Source organism: Mesorhizobium sp. M0195, assembly GCF_040322115.1.
Classification (GTDB): Bacteria; Pseudomonadota; Alphaproteobacteria; order Rhizobiales; family Rhizobiaceae; genus Mesorhizobium.
Genome location: NZ_JAMYSV010000003.1, coordinates 197,297 through 219,230, shown reverse-complemented (window position 1 = coordinate 219,230; position 21,934 = coordinate 197,297). Strand labels below are relative to the sequence as shown.

22 protein-coding genes and 1 pseudogene are annotated in these 21,934 nt (G+C 60.9%); 10 read left to right on the top strand and 13 right to left on the bottom strand.

Going from position 1 to position 21,934, the window contains the following annotated elements; genetic code table 11:
* Positions 1-48: 48 nt before the first annotated feature.
* The gene (locus NKJ12_RS09260; RefSeq protein ID WP_023676915.1) at positions 49-606 is read right to left on the bottom strand and encodes an SH3 domain-containing protein; all 558 of its coding nucleotides are present in this window, start codon (positions 604-606) and stop codon (positions 49-51) included.
* A gap of 155 nt (positions 607-761) precedes the next feature.
* Here NKJ12_RS09260 and NKJ12_RS09255 point away from each other — a divergent pair, with 155 nt between their 5' ends.
* A complete protein-coding gene (locus NKJ12_RS09255; protein WP_352702321.1) occupies positions 762-1,763 on the top strand; it encodes a 2-hydroxyacid dehydrogenase in 1,002 nt (333 codons plus the stop codon).
* 65 nt (positions 1,764-1,828) lie between these two features.
* Here NKJ12_RS09255 and NKJ12_RS09250 read toward each other — a convergent pair whose 3' ends face one another.
* The 9 genes from NKJ12_RS09250 to NKJ12_RS09210 all read right to left on the bottom strand — a co-directional run bounded on the left by NKJ12_RS09250 (position 1,829) and on the right by NKJ12_RS09210 (position 11,378).
* Complete coding sequence (locus NKJ12_RS09250; protein WP_352644389.1) at positions 1,829-2,317, bottom strand: GNAT family N-acetyltransferase; 489 nt, start codon at positions 2,315-2,317, stop codon at positions 1,829-1,831.
* Positions 2,314-3,075, bottom strand: coding sequence for a molybdopterin-synthase adenylyltransferase MoeB (locus NKJ12_RS09245; RefSeq protein WP_352644387.1), 762 nt, complete (start codon positions 3,073-3,075; stop codon positions 2,314-2,316). The genes NKJ12_RS09250 and NKJ12_RS09245 overlap by 4 nt, the downstream gene beginning before the upstream one ends.
* Before the next feature lie 76 nt (positions 3,076-3,151).
* Positions 3,152-4,300 carry a DNA replication/repair protein RecF gene (recF, locus tag NKJ12_RS09240; RefSeq protein WP_352702319.1) on the bottom strand — a complete coding sequence of 383 codons (1,149 nt, stop codon included), beginning with the start codon at positions 4,298-4,300 and terminating at the stop codon, positions 3,152-3,154.
* A gap of 25 nt (positions 4,301-4,325) precedes the next feature.
* Entirely contained in the window at positions 4,326-5,444 is a 1,119-nt protein-coding gene (dnaN, locus tag NKJ12_RS09235) for a DNA polymerase III subunit beta (protein WP_023676920.1), read from the bottom strand.
* Between the two features lie 199 nt (positions 5,445-5,643).
* A complete protein-coding gene (dnaA, locus tag NKJ12_RS09230; RefSeq protein WP_352702317.1) occupies positions 5,644-7,116 on the bottom strand; it encodes a chromosomal replication initiator protein DnaA in 1,473 nt (490 codons plus the stop codon).
* A gap of 913 nt (positions 7,117-8,029) precedes the next feature.
* Positions 8,030-8,296 (bottom strand): 30S ribosomal protein S20, encoded by a 267-nt coding sequence (gene rpsT / locus NKJ12_RS09225; RefSeq protein WP_023676922.1) that lies wholly within the window; start codon positions 8,294-8,296, stop codon positions 8,030-8,032.
* 159 nt (positions 8,297-8,455) lie between these two features.
* Positions 8,456-9,229 carry an enoyl-CoA hydratase gene (locus NKJ12_RS09220; protein ID WP_254816283.1) on the bottom strand — a complete coding sequence of 258 codons (774 nt, stop codon included), beginning with the start codon at positions 9,227-9,229 and terminating at the stop codon, positions 8,456-8,458.
* Positions 9,230-9,253: 24 nt separating this feature from the next.
* Positions 9,254-10,144 carry a bifunctional DNA-formamidopyrimidine glycosylase/DNA-(apurinic or apyrimidinic site) lyase gene (gene mutM / locus NKJ12_RS09215; protein ID WP_254816284.1) on the bottom strand — a complete coding sequence of 297 codons (891 nt, stop codon included), beginning with the start codon at positions 10,142-10,144 and terminating at the stop codon, positions 9,254-9,256.
* On the bottom strand, positions 10,137-11,378 hold the full coding sequence (locus NKJ12_RS09210; RefSeq protein WP_352702315.1) for a phosphopentomutase: 1,242 nt from the start codon (positions 11,376-11,378) through the stop codon (positions 10,137-10,139). Before NKJ12_RS09210 ends, mutM begins: the two co-directional genes overlap by 8 nt.
* A 158-nt stretch (positions 11,379-11,536) precedes the next feature.
* On the opposite strand from NKJ12_RS09210, the pseudogene NKJ12_RS32255 reads away from it, so the two are divergent.
* Positions 11,537-11,665: pseudogene (locus NKJ12_RS32255) on the top strand (phosphate/phosphite/phosphonate ABC transporter substrate-binding protein); the annotation flags it as partial.
* A 102-nt stretch (positions 11,666-11,767) separates the two neighbouring features.
* Here NKJ12_RS32255 and NKJ12_RS09205 read toward each other — a convergent pair.
* From NKJ12_RS09205 to NKJ12_RS09195, 3 genes are all read right to left on the bottom strand, one after another.
* Positions 11,768-12,388, bottom strand: a complete 621-nt coding sequence (locus NKJ12_RS09205; RefSeq protein ID WP_254816287.1) for a TadE/TadG family type IV pilus assembly protein — start codon at positions 12,386-12,388, stop codon at positions 11,768-11,770.
* A gap of 30 nt (positions 12,389-12,418) precedes the next feature.
* Positions 12,419-12,979, bottom strand: a complete 561-nt coding sequence (locus NKJ12_RS09200; protein WP_352702312.1) for a TadE/TadG family type IV pilus assembly protein — start codon at positions 12,977-12,979, stop codon at positions 12,419-12,421.
* Between the two features lie 152 nt (positions 12,980-13,131).
* Positions 13,132-13,554 (bottom strand): pilus assembly protein N-terminal domain-containing protein, encoded by a 423-nt coding sequence (locus NKJ12_RS09195; RefSeq protein WP_352702310.1) that lies wholly within the window; start codon positions 13,552-13,554, stop codon positions 13,132-13,134.
* Between the two features lie 336 nt (positions 13,555-13,890).
* Here NKJ12_RS09195 and NKJ12_RS09190 point away from each other — a divergent pair, with 336 nt between their 5' ends.
* From NKJ12_RS09190 to NKJ12_RS09155, 8 genes are all read left to right on the top strand, one after another.
* Entirely contained in the window at positions 13,891-14,061 is a 171-nt protein-coding gene (locus NKJ12_RS09190; RefSeq protein WP_254816290.1) for a Flp family type IVb pilin, read from the top strand.
* A gap of 152 nt (positions 14,062-14,213) precedes the next feature.
* On the top strand, positions 14,214-14,732 hold the full coding sequence (locus tag NKJ12_RS09185; protein ID WP_254816291.1) for an A24 family peptidase: 519 nt from the start codon (positions 14,214-14,216) through the stop codon (positions 14,730-14,732).
* Positions 14,733-14,920: 188 nt separating this feature from the next.
* Positions 14,921-15,736 (top strand): Flp pilus assembly protein CpaB, encoded by an 816-nt coding sequence (cpaB, locus tag NKJ12_RS09180; RefSeq protein ID WP_352702308.1) that lies wholly within the window; start codon positions 14,921-14,923, stop codon positions 15,734-15,736.
* Positions 15,733-17,262 (top strand): type II and III secretion system protein family protein, encoded by a 1,530-nt coding sequence (locus NKJ12_RS09175; RefSeq protein WP_352702306.1) that lies wholly within the window; start codon positions 15,733-15,735, stop codon positions 17,260-17,262. Before cpaB ends, NKJ12_RS09175 begins: the two co-directional genes overlap by 4 nt.
* 14 nt (positions 17,263-17,276) lie before the next feature.
* Positions 17,277-18,011 (top strand): CpaD family pilus assembly protein, encoded by a 735-nt coding sequence (locus tag NKJ12_RS09170; protein ID WP_352506158.1) that lies wholly within the window; start codon positions 17,277-17,279, stop codon positions 18,009-18,011.
* Positions 18,012-18,066: 55 nt separating this feature from the next.
* Positions 18,067-19,350: a CpaE/TadZ family protein gene (locus NKJ12_RS09165; RefSeq protein ID WP_254816295.1), complete on the top strand. Its 1,284-nt coding sequence runs from the start codon at positions 18,067-18,069 to the stop codon at positions 19,348-19,350.
* A 29-nt stretch (positions 19,351-19,379) separates the two neighbouring features.
* Positions 19,380-20,885 (top strand): TadA family conjugal transfer-associated ATPase, encoded by a 1,506-nt coding sequence (locus NKJ12_RS09160; RefSeq protein WP_352475953.1) that lies wholly within the window; start codon positions 19,380-19,382, stop codon positions 20,883-20,885.
* Positions 20,886-20,914: 29 nt separating this feature from the next.
* Entirely contained in the window at positions 20,915-21,928 is a 1,014-nt protein-coding gene (locus NKJ12_RS09155; protein WP_352702304.1) for a type II secretion system F family protein, read from the top strand.
* The last annotated feature ends 6 nt before the right edge of the window (positions 21,929-21,934 follow it).

Genomic DNA, 21,934 nt, shown 5'->3' with positions numbered 1-21,934 from the left:
GCCGGATCCGGTGCTTGCCGTGCTGGCCCGACCTGCGGTCCAGAAACGTCAGTTCTTGACCTTTTCGCCGGGATAGGCACCCCAGACGAGCGACTGCGCGAGCCAGCCGGTATGACCGTCGAAGGTCATTTCGCACCACTGGCCATCGCAGGACTTGATCGTGCCCATCACCCCCGGTTCGAGGATCGCGATGACGCCAGCATCTTTTGCCGGATCGTCCAGGAGGTTGACGCGAGCGTCCTTGCCGCGCTGCCAGGGGGCGACGATCGCCGTACGGCGGCCCGAAAGCAGCGACTGATTGATCCAGCCTTCCGAGCCGTCGGCATCGCGCACACGGCGCCACGTATCGAACTCCTGGATGATCTCCATCGGCAGGCCTGGCTTCATATACATCCAGTCGACGGAATAATTGACGCCCGGCCCAACGCGCGAGTTGACGCGGCCGGATTTCAGGCTGACGAAGCGCGGCAGCGGCAAGCCGCTTGGTCCGAGCGTGACGCTCTGGGCGGGTGCCGCGGCACTTTGCGCCATCACCAGTGGGCTATGGATGAGAGCGCCGAGGAATGCTGCACTGAGGGTCAGGCGGAGCGACGCGAAACCAGACACTTTCGTTCCTTTCGGCGCCGGCCCATCGGCCTTCGCCCCTTTTTCTTTGTCTTCGGCGGAACCGCTTGTTACATGAATGACCGGTACCGCGATCGGCTCTCAGTTTCGCCGTTCTTGGTTAAAGAGGTCTCAACGAGATCGGGTTCGAGGAAACAATGGCAGGCAAAAAGAAGCCCCTCGTCATCATCACGCGCAAATTGCCCGACCCGGTCGAGACCCGCATGCGCGAGTTGTTCGACACCCGCTTGAATGTCGAGGACAGGCCGATGACGCAGCCGGAATTGGTGGCGGCGGTCAAGGAGGCCGACGTGCTGGTGCCGACCGTGACCGACAATATCGATGCGGCGCTGATTGCCCAGGCTGGCGACAACCTCAAGCTGATCGCCAATTTTGGCAATGGCGTCGACAAGATCGATGTTGCGGCAGCGGCCAAGAAAGGCATCACCGTCACCAACACGCCGAACGTGTTGACCGAAGATACGGCCGACATGACCATGGCGCTAATGCTGGCCGTGCCGCGGCGGCTGGCCGAAGGCGCCAACGTGCTGACCGGCGACAAGAAATGGGCGGGCTGGTCGCCGACTTGGATGCTCGGCCGGCGCATCTGGGGCAAACGGCTCGGCATTGTCGGCATGGGTCGCATCGGCACCGCCGTGGCCAGGCGCGCCAAGGCCTTTGGCCTCTCGATCCACTACCACAACCGCCACCGCGTGCTTCCGGCAATCGAGGACGAGTTGGAAGCGACATATTGGGAAAGCCTCGACCAGATGCTCGCCCGCATGGACATTATCTCCGTCAATTGCCCATCGACACCGGCAACCTTCCACCTGCTTTCGGCGCGGCGGCTGGCGCTTCTGCAACCGTCAGCTTACATAGTCAACACCGCGCGCGGCGATATCATCGATGAGGAATCGCTGGTCAAGCTCATCCATGACGGCAAGATCGCCGGCGCCGGCCTCGACGTCTACGAGCACGAGCCGGCGCTGAACAGCAAGCTGCTGAAACTTGCCCACAAAGGCAAGGTCGTGCTGTTGCCGCATATGGGCTCGGCGACCCTCGAAGGCCGTATCGACATGGGCGAGAAGGTAATCATCAACATCCGCGCCTTCTTCGACGGTCATCGCCCGCCCGACCGCGTGCTGCCATTGAGGGCGTGACCTGCCGTCACACCGGCACCGGTCTTGCCGCGGCAACCGCGTGTTCGTCGTTGGATAGCGTTGGCTTACCAAAGGGCCTTGCGCATGGTGATTGAGGTCGGTCGGTCGTAGCCCTTGTGCGCTGTCCGTTCGGTTTCACGAAAACCGAGGCGGGCAAAGGCTGCGTGATTTCCGGTCAGCTCGATCCGGGTCTGGAGCTCGATGGCGGTCCTGTTATGGCCGCGGGCGAGATCTTCGACGGCCTGCAGCAGCTGTTTTCCAATGCCTTGTCCCTGAAGAACCGGCTCGACCGCGAGCTTTCCAATATAGAGGTCGTCTGCGCGCTTCAGGACGAAGACGCAACCGACGATCTCGTTTTCCTTCAGGGCCAGGAATGCTGTCTCCTCCAGCGCTCTAGCCCTGAGATTTTCAACGGTAAGTCGATGCGCCGAGGACGGCGGGTCAATGACGCCGTCCATGAAGGCGAAGGCGCGCAGGACAAGGGCCAAGAGCTCGGCCCAACGGTCGAAATCGGCCGCAAGCTGCACAATGGAGACCTCGGCAGGCTGGCTCACGGGCTGGTTCGCTTGTAGCGGATCGTATCGAAGCGTGCGGCCAGCGCATCGTAGAGCAGCAGTCGCCCGACCAGCGGCTCGCCAATCCCGGTGATCAGCTTGATCGCTTCCATTGCTTGCAGCGTGCCGATGACCCCGGTCAGCGCGCCGACAATGCCGGCCACCGCGCAGGACGGCACCAGTCCCGGCGGCGGCGCCTCGGGAAAGAGATCGCGGTAGCTTGGGTTCAACGTGCCGTCCGGGCCGGTTTCGAACGGCTTCAGCACGGTGACCGAGCCGTCGAAGCGGCCAACGGCGGCATGCACGAGCGGCCGGCTTTCGGCGGCGCAGGCGTCGGCCACTGCGTAGCGTGTTTCGAAATTGTCGGAGCCGTCAACGACGATGTCATAACGGGCGATGAGGGCAGGGGCGGTGTCTGCGGTCAGCCTGAAATTGTGCTCTTCCACCACGACGTTTGGATTGATGCGGCTGATCGCAGCCTTGGCACTGTCGGTCTTTGCCATGCCGACCATGTCCGTGCCGTGGATCACTTGTCGTTGCAAGTTGGAAAGGGAGACACTGTCGTCATCGACGATACCGAGCGTGCCAACGCCCGCAGCGGCGAGATATTCGAGCACCGGCGCACCCAATCCGCCGGCGCCGATGACCAGCACCCGCGCCCGCTTTAGCCGCTGCTGGCCGGCGCCGCCGATTTCGGGCAGCACTATGTGGCGGGCGTAGCGTTCGAGCTCTTCGTCGGTAAGGGCGGCTGCGATCATCCCCGGACCTTATAACGGAGGAAAAAACTTGTCAGGCATCAATACGTGCCACTCAGCAATGCGCCATGGCCGAAGGTCAAATGGTCGGCCTGACCTTACCGTGATCTACGGTCAGGAACTGCGCTCGTCCCTTGAGGCTGTCAAACAACGCGGCATCGGTCCCGGTCATGAAGGCCTGGCAGTTCAGTTCCTCCAGGATCGAGAACAAGGCCGCCCGTCGACCGCCGTCGAGATGGGCGGCAATCTCGTCGAGCAGCAGGATCGGCGTCATGCCCGATATTTCGCCGGTTAGCCGCGCATGCGATAAGACGATGCCGACCAGCAGCGCCTTCTGCTCGCCGGTCGAACAGAGCTCGGCTGGCATCGCTTTGGGCCGGTGGCGCACCACGAGGTCGGTACGGTGCGGGCCGTCGAGCGTGCGCCCGGCGGTGCGGTCGCGGTCGCGCCCCTGGGCAAGGGCGTGACGGAACCGTTCCTCGACGTCGACGGCCGGTAAAATACCGATTTCGCCTTCCAGTTCGCCCGAGATGCCGATGTCGGCTTGCGGAAACGGTCCGTCGCCGGGCAGCCGGTCGATCATGGCGGCGAGCAGGCGCACCAGTTCGGCACGCGCCGCGGCAATTGCCACGCCGGTCTCGGCCATTTGCATCTCGATCGCATCGAACCACGCACTGTCGCGCGAACCGTCGGCAAGCAGCCTGTTGCGGCCGCGCATTGCCTTTTCGTAGTCAAGCGCGCGCTGCCCGTGGCCGGGATCGATCGCAAGCACCAGCCGGTCGAGGAAGCGCCGACGATCGGCCCCCGGCCCGGGGAACAGGCCGTCCATAGCCGGTGTCAACCAGACCACGCGCAGCCATTCCAGCATGTCTTCGGCTGAGCGTGCCGCCGCGCCGTTGATCCGCACTCGCCGGCCGCCTTCGCCGTCGCTGCCCGCTATTCCGGTACCGATCTCGACCTGGCCTTCCGGCCCGTCAAGCCGGGCATGCAGAGCAAAGCCACCGTCGCCGCCTTCGCGCGCCACCTCGACATAGGGTGCGCGGCGCAAGCCGCGGCCAGGCGTGAGCAGCGAGATCGCTTCAAGCAGATTGGTTTTTCCGGCGCCATTGTCGCCGGAGAAAACCACGGCGCCGGGATCAAGGTCGATTGCCAACGCCGCATAGTTGCGGAAATTCGTAAGTGTGAGCTTACTTATGTAGGTCTGCTGCGGTTTTGCAGATTTGGTCACGGCAGCAAGATGGCCCGTTCGGGCCCTACACCCGCATCGGCATCAGCACGTAGAGCGCGGTCTCGTCGGCCATATCGTGGATCAGCGTCGGGGAACCGGCATCCGCCAGCATGAACTTCGCCTCCGTGCCGGTCAGTTGCGCGGCAACGTCGAGCAGGTATTTGGCGTTGAAGCCGATCTCGATCGGATCAGACGAATAGTCGGCCGCCAGTTCCTCGGTGGCACTGCCCGAATCCGGGTTGTTGACCGCAAGCGTGACCTGTCCTTCGGCGATCGAAAGCTTCACCGCCCGGCCGCGTTCGGACGAAATGGTCGAAACGCGATCGACGGCAGCGGCGAAACTCTGGCGATCGATAATCAGCTTCTTGTCGTTGCCGGTCGGAATGACGCGCTGGTAGTCCGGGAAAGTGCCGTCGATCAGCTTGGAGGTCAAGATAACGCTGCCGATGGTGAAACGAATCTTGGTGTCGGACAACTCGGTGGTGACTGCAACATCGGGATCGTCGACCAGCTTTTGCAACTCGCTGACCGTCTTTCGCGGGATGATGACGCCAGGCATGCCCTCAGAGCCTGCCGGCGCATCGATCTCGGCGCGCGCCAGCCGGTGGCCGTCGGTCGCGACAGAGCGCAGTTTCAGCTTGCCGCCGGCCTCGTGCGTGTGCAGATAAATGCCGTTCAGATAATAGCGCGTCTCCTCGGTCGAGATGGCGAACTGGGTCTTTTCGATGAGGCCCTTTAGTCCGACGGAATCGAGCCGGAAAATATGCGAGAACGACCCGGCTGAAAGTTCGGGAAAGTCGGACTGCGGCAGGCACTGCAGGCGGAAGCTCGAGCGCCCCGACGTCACCGTCATGGCGTTGCCGTCTTCGTCGGTCTTCAGCGCCACCTCCGCGCCGTCGGCAAGCTTGCGCACGATGTCGTAGAGCAGATGCGCCGGGACCGTTGTCGCCCCGCCGCGCTCGACCTTTGCCGGCGTCGCTTCGGTCACCTCCAGGTCGAGGTCGGTCGCCTTCATTTCAAGGCTGGCCCCCTCGGCGCTGAGCAGCACGTTCGACAGGATCGGAATGGTGTTGCGCCGCTCGACCACGCGGTGGACATGGTTGAGAGACTTCAGGAGATTTGACCGTTCCAGGATAACACGCATGACGAAACAGGCTCGCTTGAATGAATGAACGGGTCTCCGGCAAGCGGTGCCCCGCGAAAGGTCTGAACAGGCTCAGAATCTGCGTAAACTGACAGGAAAAACCCGGCAAACGCAAGCCCGCGCCACCGGTTCGGACCGGCTGCGCGGGCTTTCTAGGCATAAAAAGGCCGAAGTTCGCGAGCCGGCGTTTCTCGGGCCATCAGGCCTGGTCGTTGATCAGCCTTCTCAGCAATTCGAGCTCCTGCGCCAGTGTGTTGTCGGCACCGGAAAGATCCTCGATCTTGCGCACCGCATGCAGCACGGTCGTATGGTCGCGGCCGCCGAACCGCCGCCCGATCTCCGGCAGCGAGCGCGGCGTCAAAACCTTCGACAGATACATAGCGACCTGCCGCGGCTTGACGATGGTGCGTGTGCGCCGGTTGGACAGCAGTTCGGTCTTCGACACGTTGTAGTGGCGCGCGACGATGCGCTGGATGTCCTCGATACGCACCCGCTTCGGTTCACCCGAACGATAGATGTGGCCGAGGATCTCATCGATGCGGTCGATGGTGATCTGCGGTTCGAAGGATTGGCGAAACAAAAGCTGGTTGAAGGCACCTTCGAGCTCGCGCCCGCTGCCGGTCACCGTGCGGGCGACGTGGTTGAGTATCTCTTCGGAAATATCCAGCGACGCATCGTCGAGCTTGGCGGTGGCAAGCCTGAGCTTGAGCATACCGATACGCATTGCGAAATCCGGGGCCGACATTTCCAGCGCGACGCCGCCGTTGAGGCGCGAGCGGACGCGTGGCTCCAGCGACTCCAATTCGGACGGCGGCCGGTCGGCAGCGACCACCACCTGCTTGGCGCTGTCGAGCAGCATGTTGATCAAATGGCAGAATTCGTGCTGGATCGACTTGCCCTGCAGGAACTGCATGTCGTCGATGATGAGGAGGTCGATGTCGCGCAGCTGTTCTTTCAGCGTCAGTGCGTTGTTGTCGCGGATCGCGGTGGCGAACCGCCACATGAAATACTCAGCCGTAAGATAGACGACCCGCGATTTCGGATTCTGCTTCAGCGATTCTGCGGCGATCGCCTGCAACAGATGCGTTTTGCCCAGCCCGACCGTCGCGTGAAGAAAGAGCGGATTGAAACGCACCGCGCTCGACTGCGATTCCGCGACCGCCTTGGCGGCGGCAAAAGCCACTCGGTTCGATGGTCCTTCGATGAAGGAGGTGAAAGTGTAGCGTGGATCGAGCGGCGAACCGAGAACATTGTGCCGGAACTCGGTTTCTGCCGGCATCCCCGGGCGGGTTGCCGGGACCCGTTCGACCCTGCTGGGGCTCGCCGTGCCCGCAGAGAGCGCGGTTTGCGTCTGCCTGGTCATCTTGCGCGCCGGCGCCACTTCTGGCTCGACGCTGTTGCGGCCCTGCCGTGTGGCGGTGCGAACCACGATCTCGATCTTGAGGATCTCCGGATCCTCGTGCTTCCACAACTCGGTGATGAGATCGAGATAGTGGCCGTTGATCCATGAACGCAGGAATGCGGTTGGCACTGAGATGCGGACAATGCCCTTAGAGGATTCAGCGACCTTCATGCGCCCGAACCAGCTCGAATAGACCTCGGTTCCCAGACGCGCCTTCAACTGGGCCTTGACCCGATCGAACTTCTGTTCAGCTTCATTGGAAGCCGCCATGTCGTTCCTTCCGACTAACGTTCCAGGAAATGGGAGGTCGCCTGTAAGCTCCCTTTCGATGCCGCCGCTCTGCATGATCGAGTTCCTTGTCTCTTGTACCTGTTTTCCGCCGGGGATGCGCCTCCTGCATCCATGTTTCCGGCGACCGTGTCTTCGCTGCGACACCATCGCCGCCGCCGGCTGATGAATCGCCTCGTTGTCGGTCCGGCGCCGAAGCGCCGATCCGCTTTGGTCATGTCAGGGCAACAAAATGCCGTCCGGCGAAAAACCGCCGGCGCACCGTCGACCTGCCATGTACAATTACGCCAGTCCCCTACCGTATCGAAAGACAAACCAACCCCGTCCGCGGAGTTGAATCCGCGCTGTAAACTCTGCCAATTTGAGCTGGCCGGTTTCAGGCTGGTCAAGGGCCAAGGGCCCATCCCTTCGATGGACAGACATTACCGAAATCGCTGTGGATAGGGCAAGGCCACCCCTAACGGATTTTTAAGGAATCTGACTAGCAAGGGACGTTTCGAACGCCATGCTGCAATAGTTGATTTTGACAAAGCCATTGTGATTCAAACCCTTTTCCGGCGAATATGAAAAAGGCCACACAACGCGAAATTTTCTGAAATAATTCACTTGACAGCCAATTGTCGCCTATCGGCCGCAGCTGATGTGAACAAGCTGTGGATCACCATCGGTAAGCTTCTGAAAGGAAACGGTAATCCGTGACGCTCGGAAATTTTCGTATTGGCGGTTTCGGAGGCTCCGAATATGAGCGGGCATGTATATGCCGGCAAAGCATTTCGGAGTTTGAAATGCTCGCGGAGCGCCATTTTGCGGGCTTTCTTTTAAGTACTTGCCGGCAAACGAAAAAACCCGGCGCGATTGGCCGGGTTTGAAGTAGCGCAGTTCAGGAATGGATATATCAGGCTGACAGCACCTTGACCCGTTGGGCCAACCGCGACACCTTGCGCGATGCCGTGTTCTTGTGCACCACGCCCTTGGTCGCGGCGCGCATCAGTTCCGGCTCGGCCACCTTGAAGGCAGCCTGTGCGGCCGCCTTGTCGCCAGCCGCGAGCGCCTCTTCGACCTGGCGGATGTAGGTTCGGACGCGGGAGCGGCGGTTCTTGTTGATCGCTGCGCGACGGGCGATCTTGCGCGTTGCCTTTTTGGCCGAGGAGGTATTGGCCATGGTGCCTCTCTTCTGATCTGGTGGGCGCTTGCGGGATACCGCGGGGCGCAAAAAACAAACGGGCAGCCACAGGGCCGCCTCGGTTGTTGCGGCTTATAGTTCAGCTTTTCCGGCACGTCAACGCTGCAGTGTTTTCTTTTTGACCGGTGCCTCGTCATCTCATCGGTTCGTGAAATTCGGCTTCCGCTTGCCGGTGAAGGCCGCCATGCCTTCCTTCTGGTCATCCAGCGCAAACAGCGAATGAAACAGCCGGCGCTCGAACCGCAGACCCTCGGTGAGCGTCGTCTCATAGGCGCGGTTGACGGCCTCCTTCGCCATCATCACCGACGGCAAGGAAAAATCGGCGATCTTCGCTGCTGCCTTAAGTGCTTCCTCGATCAACTCGCCGGCTGGCACGACGCGCGAGACAAGACCGGAACGCTCGGCCTCGGCTGCGTCCATCATTCGTCCCGTCAGGCACATATCCATTGCCTTCGACTTGCCGACAAAGCGGGTCAGGCGCTGCGATCCGCCCATGCCGGGCATGACGCCCAGCGTGATCTCGGGTTGGCCAAACTTGGCGGTGTCGGCGGCGATGATGAAGTCGCACATCATCGCCAGTTCGCAGCCGCCCCCCAGCGCATAGCCCGCCACCGCCGCGATGATCGGCTTTCGTGCCCGCGTAAATTCTTCCCAGCCGACGAAGAAATCCTGCACATAAGCATCCACGTAGGAGATCGACTGCATTTCCTTGATATCGGCACCTGCCGCGAAAGCCTTCTCCGAACCAGTGATGACCATGGCGCCAATGTCGGCATTGGCGCCCATGCTGTTCACCGAGGCGACCAGTTCCGCCAGCACTTGTGAATTCAGCGCGTTGAGCGCCTGCGGCCGGTTCAGCGTAATCAGCCCGACCTTGCCGCGGGTTTCGACGATGATGGTTTCATAGCCCATGCTTTGCTCCTCCTCGCTTCTGGTTTAAGCCTGACAGGCCCGGCAGTGGAAAGTCGAACGACCGCTTTGCACGATACGCTCGATGTGGCCGCCACAACCAGGCTTGGAGCAGGCTTCGCCCTCGCGATCGTAAACCGCGAAGGAATGCTGGAAGTAGCCCAGCGATCCATCGGTCTGCATATAGTCGCGCAACGACGAGCCGCCGGCGGCGATCGCATCGGCGACGACCGAGCGGATAGCTTCGGCCAGGCGTTCGCTCTGCTCTTTGGCTTTCTTGCCGGCTCTCGCGAGGGTGCCCGCTTCGCGCAGCGGCGACAGGCCGGCCCGCCAAAGCGCTTCCGAGACGTAGATATTGCCTAGCCCGGCAATTAGCCTCTGGTCCAGAAGTGCCGCTTTCAGCGGTGACTTGCGACCTTTCAGCAACGAAGCGAGCAGCGTGCCGTCGAGTGCGTTGCCTGTAGGCTCGACGCCTAATCCCGCCAGCATCGGATGCATGTCGGGCTCGCCTTCCGAAAACAGCATGAACCCGAAGCGGCGCGGGTCGTTGAAGATCACGCGAGAGCGGACGCCGGCAGGGGATGCGATGTCGAAGACGACGTGATCGTGAGCAGTGTTTTTCGAACGTTCGTGGTGGAACGCGCCGGGCGTTGCGCTCTCGTCGGCCGTTTCGATGCGAAACGAACCCGACATGCCGAGATGGCAGATCAGAACCGGGCCGTTGTCCATGTGCATTGTCAGATATTTGGCACGGCGGCCGAGCGCAGCAATCGTCTTGCCGGTCAGCCGCTCCGAAAATCTCTCAGGGAACGGAAACCGCAAATCCGGCCGGCGTGCCTCGACGTCGACAATGCGGGCACCTTCAAGGGCCGGCTGCAGACCGCGCCTGACTGTCTCGACCTCCGGCAGCTCAGGCATGGCCACCTATCGTGGCATGGAAGGAGGTGCCGTGACGGCCGCGCGCCAGTCCGAGATGTTCGGCCACGGTTTCGCCGATGTCGGCAAATGTCATCCTCAGTCCGATGTCTGCGCCTTTGAAACCCGGCCGTGTCCCGATAACCGGAATCCGCTCGCGCGTGTGGTCGGTGCCGCGCCACGTCGGATCGTTGCCGTGATCGGCGGTCAAAATGAGCAGATCGCCTGACCTCAGCCGTGCGAATGCCTCGGGCAGGCGCCGGTCGAAAGCTTCAAGTGCGGCGGCATACCCCGCAACGTCGCGCCGATGCCCGAACTCGGTGTCGAAATCGACAAAGTTCGCGAAGACGAGGTCGCCGTCGCGGGCCTCTTCCATGGCGCCAAGCGCTTTGTCGAACATCGCCATGTTGCCGGCAGCCTTGCGGACTTCCGAGATGCCCCGGTGGGCGAAAATGTCGCCGATCTTGCCGACCGCGATAACCCGGCTGCCGCGCGCCGTCAGCCGGTCGAGCAGCGTCGGTTCCGGCGGCGGTACGGCATAGTCGCGACGATTATGCGTTCGCTCGAACGTGGCGGCGGTTTCACCGATGAACGGCCGTGCTATGACGCGGCCGATATTCAGCGGATCGACGAGCCTGCGCACCACCTTGCAGAACTCGTAAAGCCGTTCCAGGCCGAAATGAACCTCGTGCGCGGCGATCTGCAGGACGGAGTCGATCGAGGTGTAGCAGATCGGCTTGCCGGTCCGGATATGGTCTTCGCCGAACCGTTCGATGATTTCGGTGCCCGGAGCATGGCAATCGCCGAGGATGCCGGGCACCTTCCCTTCACGCACAATTGCTTCGGTCAACTCGGCCGGAAAGGCCGGAATCGTGTCCGGGAAGTAACCCCAATCGAAACGGACCGGCAGGCCGGCTATTTCCCAATGGCCCGATGGCGTGTCCTTGCCGCTCGAAACCTCTTGGGCCGCGCCGTGAAAGGCGGCGGCAAGCGGCGCACTGCCGGCATTCTCGAATCCGAAACCCGTCGCCGTTGCCGCGGCCTGGCCGAGGCCGAGCGAAAGCATGTTTGGTACAAGAAGGGGCCCGTCACGCAGGCCTTCGCGATCGGCGCGGCCTTCCGCGCAGGCCCGCGCGATGTGTGCGAACGTATTGGAGCCGGTGTCGCCATAGCGTTCGGCATCGGCGGCGCCGCCGATGCCGAACGAGTCGAGGACAAAAAGGAAGGCGCGTGCCATCGAAAGGTTCATCATTCCTGTGTGTTGGCTCAGACATAGGGTTCCGCGCCGCCATTGGCAATTCGGAAACCCAAACAGCACGGTTGGCATGCTGGTCCCGGAGAGACGAATCGCGGCATGGTCGATCTGCGGATGGAAATGTGCGGCGCGGAGCTCGCATGAGGCTTGCCCTGACAGCATTCGCCGCCGTACTGGCTTTGCTGCTGGATGCGTCTTGCGCAAACCCGGCGCGCGCCGATTGGCGCAATGTTATCGGAACGTTCCGTATCGGTATCGTCGCCGAACCGTTGCCGGTCCGAGGGACTATGTGCTGGCTGCAGCCATCGTGCGTCTAGTCTCGGCCCGCGGTCGCAAGCAATAGCAACAGACCGGTTAGCGGGCTTCAGGCGTCAGCAATCGCTGCACGGAATGGTCGGGCTCCTGCGCGGCCGCAGATAATAAGTTTCCGCCATCGATATCGAATTGAAGACCGAGCTCAACCCGAACCGGCTTTGGCCGTCCGCCGACCAGGTGATGATTGGCTTGTAGGCGAGATCGCTCTCGACCCGAATGAGGAAAGTGCCTTTGATCTTGAGAGCGCTCGGGACCGTTGTGGTGGAATCCTTGACCGCGTCGAGGCTAGAGACGCCATCCACCAGTTTGCGCGACCACACGACCAGGACTTTCGGCGTCGTCTCGTTCGTCACCTGTATCGCCGTGATGATGATCTTCGGTTTCGAGCGGTTGTAGGGCTGGAGCGTGGAACTGCCGATCGCCATGATGGCATCGACATCGGCCGCCTTGATGGTCTGCTGCTGTGTGACGAGGTCCGCTACCATGCTGCCGATGCGGCTGACCTTCTTGCTGGTCTCGATGGCTTGCGAGGCCTCCATTGTCATAAAGTACATGATCAACAGGACAGGCACGATGAGGGCAAACTCGACGGCCGCAATACCGCGGCGGTCCGAGCAAAGCCGGACTGCTCTTGTACAAATCCCTGCGATGCCCAACTGTGCCCCCGCACGAATCATGGCTTTGCCCTTTTCAAGCGACTAGGTGGCTCAGTTGTCGAACGGCTCGTTCTGCCAAGTGATCGAGGCAAAATGCAGCGTTTTGCCGTCCTTCAGATTGGCCATCGATTTGGCCATGAAGTCGGTCATCACCGGCCATTTGTAAAAAACCCGCAGCATGTTTCTCGACTCCGCCAGGCCAGGTGCGACGGTGAAGGTCTGTGTGCTCGTGCCCTTGGTCAGCACGACGTCGCCATCCTGGATCTTGAAACCGGCCAGCGCCGCATCGGCGAAGGTCGGATATTCGCGCAAGTCCACCAGCAGTCCGGGACAGGTCTTGGCGACCATGATCTCCAATTTGGTGCAGATCAAATCCCGCAGCTTGGTGCCGGACACATCGGCCGGTCTTAGCTGGCCGGTACGCAACTGGCGCGCGATGTCGTCTGTGGCGTTTGCCATCACTTCCTGTGCGGCAAAAGAAATGCAGCTCTCCAGGATGGCGAAGACAAGAAGCGCGAAAGGAATTGCAAGCATGGCGAATTCTATTGCCGCGCTTCCGCGGCGGTCGCCCAAAAACCGTCTTGGAGAACCTGCTCGTCCTGCCTTGCTCATGTCCTCTGCCCGCCGATGCCGCTTCTGTATCGGTCCCACCCTTAGTCGGAACCGATTGAAGTCCGGTTGGAATGACCGTTAAATTCAACGGGAAGGCCTTAACCCGGCCATAACCGAAGCACGTTCTCGCCAAAGACGGAGACGTCGGCCAGCTAATGCCCGGCGCTCATCTCGGCTTCAGAGGTCTTCTCGGCATCGCTCTTATACGAGCTTTCGCAATATGGCGCGCAGGACATCGTCTGCACTTCGGCGCGTCGATAGATGCGCACCGACGCCGCCGCCTGGCGCACGACGGTTATTTGCTCATCGACGATCGGGTTACCCTCGTGATCGAGGACGACAAGATTGGTGACGCCAAATCCCTTGCCGGTCAGTACGATCGTCGATGCGTCCTGCACGGAGGCGTCGGCGATCGCCGGATTGCCGACGACAATCGTATCGGCGGCGCGCGACAATTTGATGATCTTTGCCTGGTTCATCGTCACCTCGATGCCGGCGCCGGCCTTGGCTGGAAAGGCGAAAGCCGCTGCGGCACAAAGCACGGCAACTGGAAATGATGATCTCGGCCCGGCCATTAAGGCGCCCCCTGGCAAACTGTTCAACGGAACATGAACGAGATTGGTGAACCAACCGTTAAGCGGCTGGAGTTCAGGATCAAGCCGGAACCGGCATTGGGCCTAGCCGGCACGGCTGGAACGTCTTTGCCGAATTGCGCCTTTTGTGTCGGCCCGGGGTCCTAGCTGCGGGTATTTTAGTTCTGGGTTAACCACGCAATGCCATCTAAGCGGGAAAGGAATCGGTAAGCCTGTTTATTAAGCCGATTGAAACAGCTTCTCCTTAGATTCGCAGTATCCGATCAGCCACCAAGAGAAGTTGACGGAAGTGCTGTAACAATTGGAGTAGGAGCTCAAATGTCTAACCTCATCGCACGTTTTGTGAAGGACGAATCCGGCGCGACCGCTATCGAATACGGTCTGATCGCCGCTCTCATCGCGCTCGCCATCATGGTCGGCGCCACCTCGCTCGGCACCGCGCTGAACGCCAAGTTTGACAAGATTGCCACCAAGGTCAACGCTTCGTAAGCAACAACATTCCGTTGCTTCCCAATAAGGGCCGCCGCACTGGCGGCCCTTATTTAGCCCTACGCATGATTTTGAACTTTAGACCTCATCAATCGTTAATCGAACATACCTAGGCTGGGACCAGGTACAGTTTCACCACAGGCGCCACGCCCATGCTTGAAGCCGTGATCTTCGTCGTCTTTCCATTCTGCATGCTTTTTGCCGCAATCTCCGACATGCTGTCGATGACGATCGCCAATCGCGTGCCTGTGCTGCTCGTCGTTGTCTTTGCCTTGGTTGCGCCCTTGACCGGCATGGACTGGGCCACTTATGGCGGGCACTTCGCCGCCGGCGGCCTGGTTCTTGTAGTGACATTCGGCCTGTTCGCGCTTGGCGGCATGGGCGGCGGCGACGCCAAGCTCTTGGCCGCCACTGCCGTATGGATGGGACTGAACATCCATCTCGTCGAGTATCTCGTCACCTCGACGTTCATCGGCGGTCTGCTGACCCTTGCCATCATCGCCTATCGAAAATCGCTGCTTGCCGCCGTCACAAGCCACAATCGGTTCCTGCGCCATTTCGCCGATGAGGCGACCGGCGTTCCGTACGGCATTGCGCTTGGCATTGGCGGTCTGCTCACCTATTCCGACTCACCGTTGATGGCCTGGGCGCTTACCAGGCTGGCGGGCTGAATTCGCTTTACGCCGTTGGCGCCGAGCAGGCGAATTGGCCACGTTTTCCTTCGGGCCAGAGTTGTCGCTCTAATTTATGTAAACCTTAAATTAATCACGATCGTAAGTATAACATTAACCTTGTTTTGACGATTGCCGCTGCAAAGTCCGGCTTGGCTAGTGGTTTGCCAAGGGCGAGGTTCGGACAGATGCCAGCATCCCGATTAATTATTCTAGGCGTGGCGATAGCCGCGGCCGGTGGTGCAGGCTATGTCGCGAAGAACATGGTTGTGGCTCCGCCGCCTCCGGTTGTCGATTCCGGTCCTCAGGCGCCGGCGATCGCGCTGCAGGATGTGCTTGTTCTTTCCGGCGACGTTCCGATGGGCAGTCCGCTTGAAAACAACATTTCCTGGGAGTCATGGCCGTCCGCCGGCATCAACGCAAATTTCATCACCCGCGCTGCCGAGCCTGAAGCGCTGGACAACCTGAAGGGCGCCGTCGCCCGCGTGGCGCTCTATGCCGGCGAGCCGCTGCGCCGCTCGAAGTTGATCGGTGAAGGGCAAAGCTTCATGTCGTCGATCCTGCCCTCCGGCATGCGGGCTGTCGCCACAAGCATTTCGGCCGACACCTCGGCCGGTGGCTTCATTCTTCCGAACGATTTCGTCGACGTCATCATGACCCGCAGATCCGATGCCGCCAATGGCGGTGGTCCGGGCTTCACGACCGAAACTATCCTCAAGAACATTCGTGTCCTGGCGATCGATCAGACCATTCAGGAAGATGAGGAAGGCAAGAAGACCAGAGTCGGCCAGACCGCCACCCTGGAGCTGACGCCGCAGCAGTCCGAGATCATCACCGTCGCACAGCAGATGGCGGATCGCCTGACACTGGCGCTGCGCTCGATCAAGGACAGCCAGGACAAGAATGTGGGCGAGGCCGACTACCTGGTTTCCGGCAACGGTCGGCGCGGCACCGTGCGGTTGATCAAGTCGGGCGAAGTTTCCGAGGTGGGGGCAAGGAAATGAGGCTAAAAACCAAACTGCCGCTCACCCTGGCTGCGGCGATCGGCCTGTTTCTCCTTGGAACGAATGCATATGGCATCCTCGATGCCAGTGCGGCGGGCAATGCCAGGGTCACGGCTTCGACCGCCACCCAGCGGGTCAAACTCGGACTCAATAAATCGGTGGTCATCGACCTGCCGAGCGATGCCTATGATATCCTCGTCGCCAACCCCGCTGTAGCCGACGCGGTGACCCGCACCGCCCGCCGCATCTATCTGTTCGGAAAGGCGGTCGGCGAGACCAACATCTTCGTCTTTGGCCCGAATGGCGAGCAGATCGTCAGCCTTGACCTGGCGGTCGAACGCGATGTTGCCGGGCTGGAGGACTATATCAAGCGCTTCATCCCGTCGTCGGAGGTCAAGATCGAGTTGCTGAACGACAACGTCGTTCTGACGGGAACCGTGGACACTCCTCTGGACGCCAAGCGCGCGGCCGATCTGGCAAACATCTTCGTGTCCGGCGGCGAGGCGACCACGGGCCAATATTCGCAGACCGCTGCCGGCGGTTCGGCCGAAGCCGGCGTCGCCATCGACAACCCGGATGCCGAGCGCCGCGTCAGCAAGATCGTCAACCTGCTGCAGATTATCGGCGACGACCAGGTGACGCTGAAGGTGACGGTTGCCGAGGTCAGCCGCACGGTGATGAAGCAGCTCGGCGTCAACATGGTCGGCAACGGCAGCAGCAACGGCATCAGTTGGAGCGCTCTCACCACGCCCGCATACGGATTGGGAAAGCCACTGTCGCAATATTCGGGGGCGGCGATCGGCAGCTCAACTCTTCAAGCGTACATAAACGCCATGGAGCAAAGCGGTGTCATGAAGACGCTGGCCGAGCCGACTCTCACCGCCGTTTCCGGCGAGAAGGCGACCTTCAAGGTCGGCGGCGAATTCAATATCATCACCGGCCGAACAAGCAACGTTTCAAACGACAATCAAACTGGCCAGATTACCTACGAGCACGAACGCCTTGAATATGGAATTGGGCTCGAATTCCAGCCGGTCGTGCTCTCGGCGGGCCGCATCAGCCTGAAAGTGAGGACGTCGGTTTCGGAACCTACGACCGAAGGCGCCGCAGTCCTGGAAGGTGCCGGCGACTTACCCGGCACCACTTTGCTGTCGATCCGCAAACGCCTGGCCGACACCACGGTGGAATTGCCCTCCGGCGGTTCCATGATGATCGCCGGCCTTGTCCGCGACGACATCAGGCAGGCGGTTGCCGGGCTGCCCGGCCTGACCAAAATACCGGTGCTAGGCACGCTGTTCCGCAGCAGGGATTTCGTCCGCAACGAGACCGAACTCGTCATCATCATCACGCCCTATCTGGTGAAGCCGGTGGCGCGCAACGATCTTGCCAAGCCGGATGACAATTTCAACGCAGCCAGCGATGGCGCCGGCATGTTCCTTGGCCGCGTCAACCGCGTCTACGGCACCATGCAGACCGACAAGCCCAACGGCCGCTATCACGGCGTTGTCGGCTTTATCTACAAGTAAGCGGGGAAGTCGACATGTCTCAGGCAGTATCGAAGGCAAGGGCGGTCACCGCGATACAGTCCGTTCATTCGCGGATCTGGCGGCCGGCCGTTCCGATCATAGCGATCGCGGTAGCGGCATCACTGGCCGGCTGCGCCAATCGCGACAGCGTCACGGTCGGTGCCATACCGGACGACTATCGCACCACGCATCCTATCGTCATCGCCGAGAAGGTCCAGAAGATCGACCTTCCGGTCGGCGCCGGCGACCGTGGCATGACCAGATCCCAGCGTGACACGCTCCTGGGCTTTCTCAACGGATACGACAGGAGCGCGGCTCCGGTGCTGACGATCGAGATTCCGAGCGGCTCAGCTAACGAAATCGCAGCGGCCGCGGCCGGCCGCGATTTCGCCAGGCTCGCCATAGCCAGCGGCATCAGCCGGAAGCGGATCGCCATGCGGTCCTATCAGTCTGTTTCAGCCGAAGCGTCCGCACCGGTCCGCGTTGCCTACGTCTCGGTGAAGGCTCAGACGGATAAATGCGGGCGCTGGCCCGAAGACCTGCTGCAGACTTCGGAAAACAAGCACTATGCCGATTTCGGCTGTTCGTATCAGAACAACCTGGCTGCCCAGATGGCCAATCCGTCCGATCTGATCGGGCCACGCAAACCGTCGCCGATCGACGCGGAAAATCGCGGCGCGGTGATCGACGTCTATCGTGACAGGGGTATTTCGGACGAATTCCTCGGCAATTCGGAAGTCGATTATTAACGAGTGTTGAGGCTCAACAAACTCTAAGCCGCGCAAGTCACGGAAAGTGATGACAATGAGCAATCTTGCCTATGACACAGAGGTACCGGGCGGCGAAACCTCGGAGCAGGATATTGCCGCGATGCAGGCGTTGCGGCCGATCCCGCGCATTTCGATCCAGGCATTTTGCGAGACCGAAGGCGTAGCCAATCCGGTCGAGCGCGCCGGCGAGGATCGCCGCATGGCCAAGGCCCATCTGAAGGTGCATATGGGGGGCATCCCCACCGCTATCGAATTCTATCAGTCGGCGCCGACACCGAACCTGATCCTGCTTGAATCCCGCAGCGAGCCGAAGCTGTTGCTTGAACAACTCGCCCAGCTCTCCGAGCATTGTGACCCGACCTCCAAGGTGGTGGTTGTCGGCCACTACAACGATGTCGGCCTGTATCGCGAACTCATTCGTTCGGGCATCTCCGAATATGTCATCGCGCCCGTATCGATGGCCGACATCGTCAGCGTGGTGTCTTCGATCTTCGTTGATCCGGAAGCTGAGCCGATCGGCCGCTCGATTGCGTTCATCGGCGCCAAGGGCGGCGTCGGCTCCTCGACCATAGCCCATAATGTGGCCTGGGCCATGTCGTCCCTTTTCAAATCCGAAGTGGTTGTCGCCGATCTCGACCTCGCCTTCGGAACGGCCAATATCAACTTCGACCAGGACCCGGCCCAAGGCATTGCCGAGGCGGTCTTCTCGCCGGAACGTGTCGACGAGGTCTATCTCGACCGACTGCTCGCCCAATGCGCCGAGCACCTGTCGCTGCTTGCGGCCCCTTCGACCCTGGAGCGGGTCTACGATTTCGATCCCGACGCTTTCACCCAGCTTATCGACATAGCCCAGCGTAGCGCGCCGCTCCTCGTGCTCGATGTTCCCCACTTGTGGGCGGGCTGGACCAAGAACACGCTGGTCAAGGCCGATGAGATCGTCATCACGGCGACGCCCGAACTGGCCAATCTGCGCAACACGAAGAACCTGGTCGACATGCTGAAGCGGCTTCGTCCGAACGATCCTGCGCCAAAGCTTGTGATCAACCAGGCCGGTGTGCCGAAGCGTCCCGAGATTACGCCGTCCGACTTCTCCGAATCCCTCGGCCTTTCGCCGATGTCAGTCATCCCGTTCGAGCCGCTTTTGTTCGGAAATGCTGCCAATAACGGACGTATGCTTGGTGAAATGGATGCCAAGAGTCCGGTCGTCGCCACGATCAACGAGATCGCCCATGTGCTGACAGGGCGCAGCGAAATCAAGGTGAAGAAAAAGGCTGGCCTCGGCAACCTGATAGGCAAGCTTTCGCGCAACAAGAAGTGATGCCTCAGCGGTGGAATTGGTAAGCGATCATGTTTGGTAAAAGAGGCAGCGATGACGGCAACCGGACCATCCCGGAATTCCGTCAGCCCGCACCCGCAGCTGCTGCGCCGGCTGCCGCGAACCCCATGGAAGCGGCTATAGCTGCCAGACCCGCGACGCTGCCGCCGTCCGGCGCGCCTGCAGCGCAGGTTCGCCGTGCAGTCGAGCCGCCGCCATTGGCGCCGGAGCCGAAAACTATCCAGCGCCAAAAGAGCGAAACCTACTACGACACCAAAAGCCAGGTCTTCGCCGCACTGATCGACACGATCGACCTGTCGCAGCTGGCCAAGCTCGATCCCGAAAGCGCGCGCGAGGAAATCCGCGACATCGTCAACGACATCATCGCGATCAAGAATTTCGCGATGTCCATCGCCGAGCAGGAAGAGCTTCTCGAGGACATCTGCAACGACGTTTTGGGCTACGGGCCGCTGGAGCCACTGCTTGCGCGCGACGATATTGCCGACATCATGGTCAACGGCTCCAAGAACGTCTACATCGAAGTCAACGGCAAGGTCGAGCAGACCGGCATCCGGTTCCGTGATAACCAGCAGCTCCTCAACATCTGCCAGCGTATCGTCAGCCAGGTCGGCCGCCGCGTCGATGAATCAAGCCCGATCTGCGATGCGCGTCTTCCTGATGGCTCGCGTGTCAACGTCATCGCACCGCCCTTGGCTATTGACGGCACCGCACTTACCATCCGCAAGTTCAAGAAGGACAAGCTGACGCTCGATCAGTTGGTCAAGTTCGGCTCGATTTCGCCGCAAGGGGCCGAGATTCTCAAGATCATCGGCCGTGTCCGTTGCAACATCGTCATCTCGGGCGGAACCGGCTCGGGCAAAACGACGCTGCTCAATTGCCTGACCAACTATATCGACCGGGAGGAACGCGTCATCACCTGCGAGGACTCGGCTGAGCTGCAATTGCAGCAGCCGCATGTGGTGCGTCTCGAAACCCGCCCGCCCAACCTCGAAGGCGAGGGCGAAGTGACCATGCGCGACCTGGTCAAGAACTGTCTGCGCATGCGGCCCGAACGCATTATCGTCGGCGAAGTGCGCGGACCCGAAGTGTTCGACCTGCTGCAGGCGATGAACACTGGCCATGACGGCTCGATGGGAACGATCCACTCGAACAGCCCGCGCGAATGCCTCAACCGTATAGAGTCGATGATCGCCATGGGCGGCTACACGCTGCCGCAAAAAACCGTGCGCGAAATCATCGTCGGCTCCGTCGACGTGATCATACAGGCTGCACGCCTGCGCGACGGATCGCGGCGCATCACCCACATCACCGAGGTGATCGGCATGGAGGGCGACGTCATCATCACCCAGGACATCGTTCTTTATAACATCAAGGGCGAGGACGCGAACGGCAGGCTGCTGGGCGAGCACGTGTCGACCGGCATCGGCCGTCCGCATTTCTGGGAGCGCGCCCGCTACTACGGTGAGGAGCAGCGCCTCGCCGTTGCGCTCGAGGCAATGGAGAAGCGCGCTGACTGATCCGTCCGGAAACGTGGGGGCCAGGATCGATGTTCGGAATTGACGGCACCGTATTGGCATTCGTCGTGCTCGCCGGCTTCAGCGCCGGCGCTGTGGCCTATGCTTTCCTGTTCAACCGGATCAGCACCGAGAAGCAGGTCGGCAAGCGGCTTGAATCGATCAAGACCGCCGAGACGGATCGTTCCGTCGTCAAGGCTTCGCGCGATCGCGTCGCGGAAGCGGCCAAGCGTCGCAAGTCCGTCCAGGATTCGCTGAAGGATCTCGATCAAAAGCAAAAGTCCAATCAGAGCCTGGTCAAAAAACCACCGCTGAAGATCCAAATCCGTCAGGCCGGCATGAAGATCTCGCTCGAGCGCTTTTATGTCTACTCGGCGGTCTGCGGCGTCGTCTTGACGGCTCTTATCTATTTCATCGGCGCACCGCTGCTGGTCTGGCCGGCTGCACTGCTGGTCGGCGTCTTGGGTCTGCCACGCTGGTTCGTCTCGTTTCGCCGCGGGCGCCGCGTCAAGGCGTTCCTCAACGAATTTCCGAACGCGCTCGATATCATTGTGCGTGCGGTAAAATCCGGCCTGCCGCTGAACGATGCCGTGCGCTTGATCGCCAACGAATCCCCCGAGCCGGTCAAGACCGAGTTCCGTCGCATCGTCGATTCGCAGCAAATGGGTTTGTCGATCCCCGACGCGGCCATGCGCATGCCAGAAACGATGCCGTGCACCGAGGCGAGCTTCTTCGGCATCGTCATCCAGATCCAGTCTCAGGCCGGCGGCAATCTTTCCGAAGCGCTGGGCAATCTTTCGCGCGTGCTTCGCGATCGCAAGAAAATGAAAGCCAAGGTCCAGGCGTTGTCCATGGAAGCCAAGGCATCCGCCGTGATCATCGGCGCGTTGCCTTTCGTCGTCGCCTGTCTCGTCTATTTGACGAGCCCGAACTACATCATGCCCCTCTTCACCACCAGCACCGGCCATCTGATCCTCGGTTGTTCCGGCATCTGGATGTCGATGGGCATCCTGGTAATGCGCAAGATGATGAATTTCGAAGTTTAGGACTCG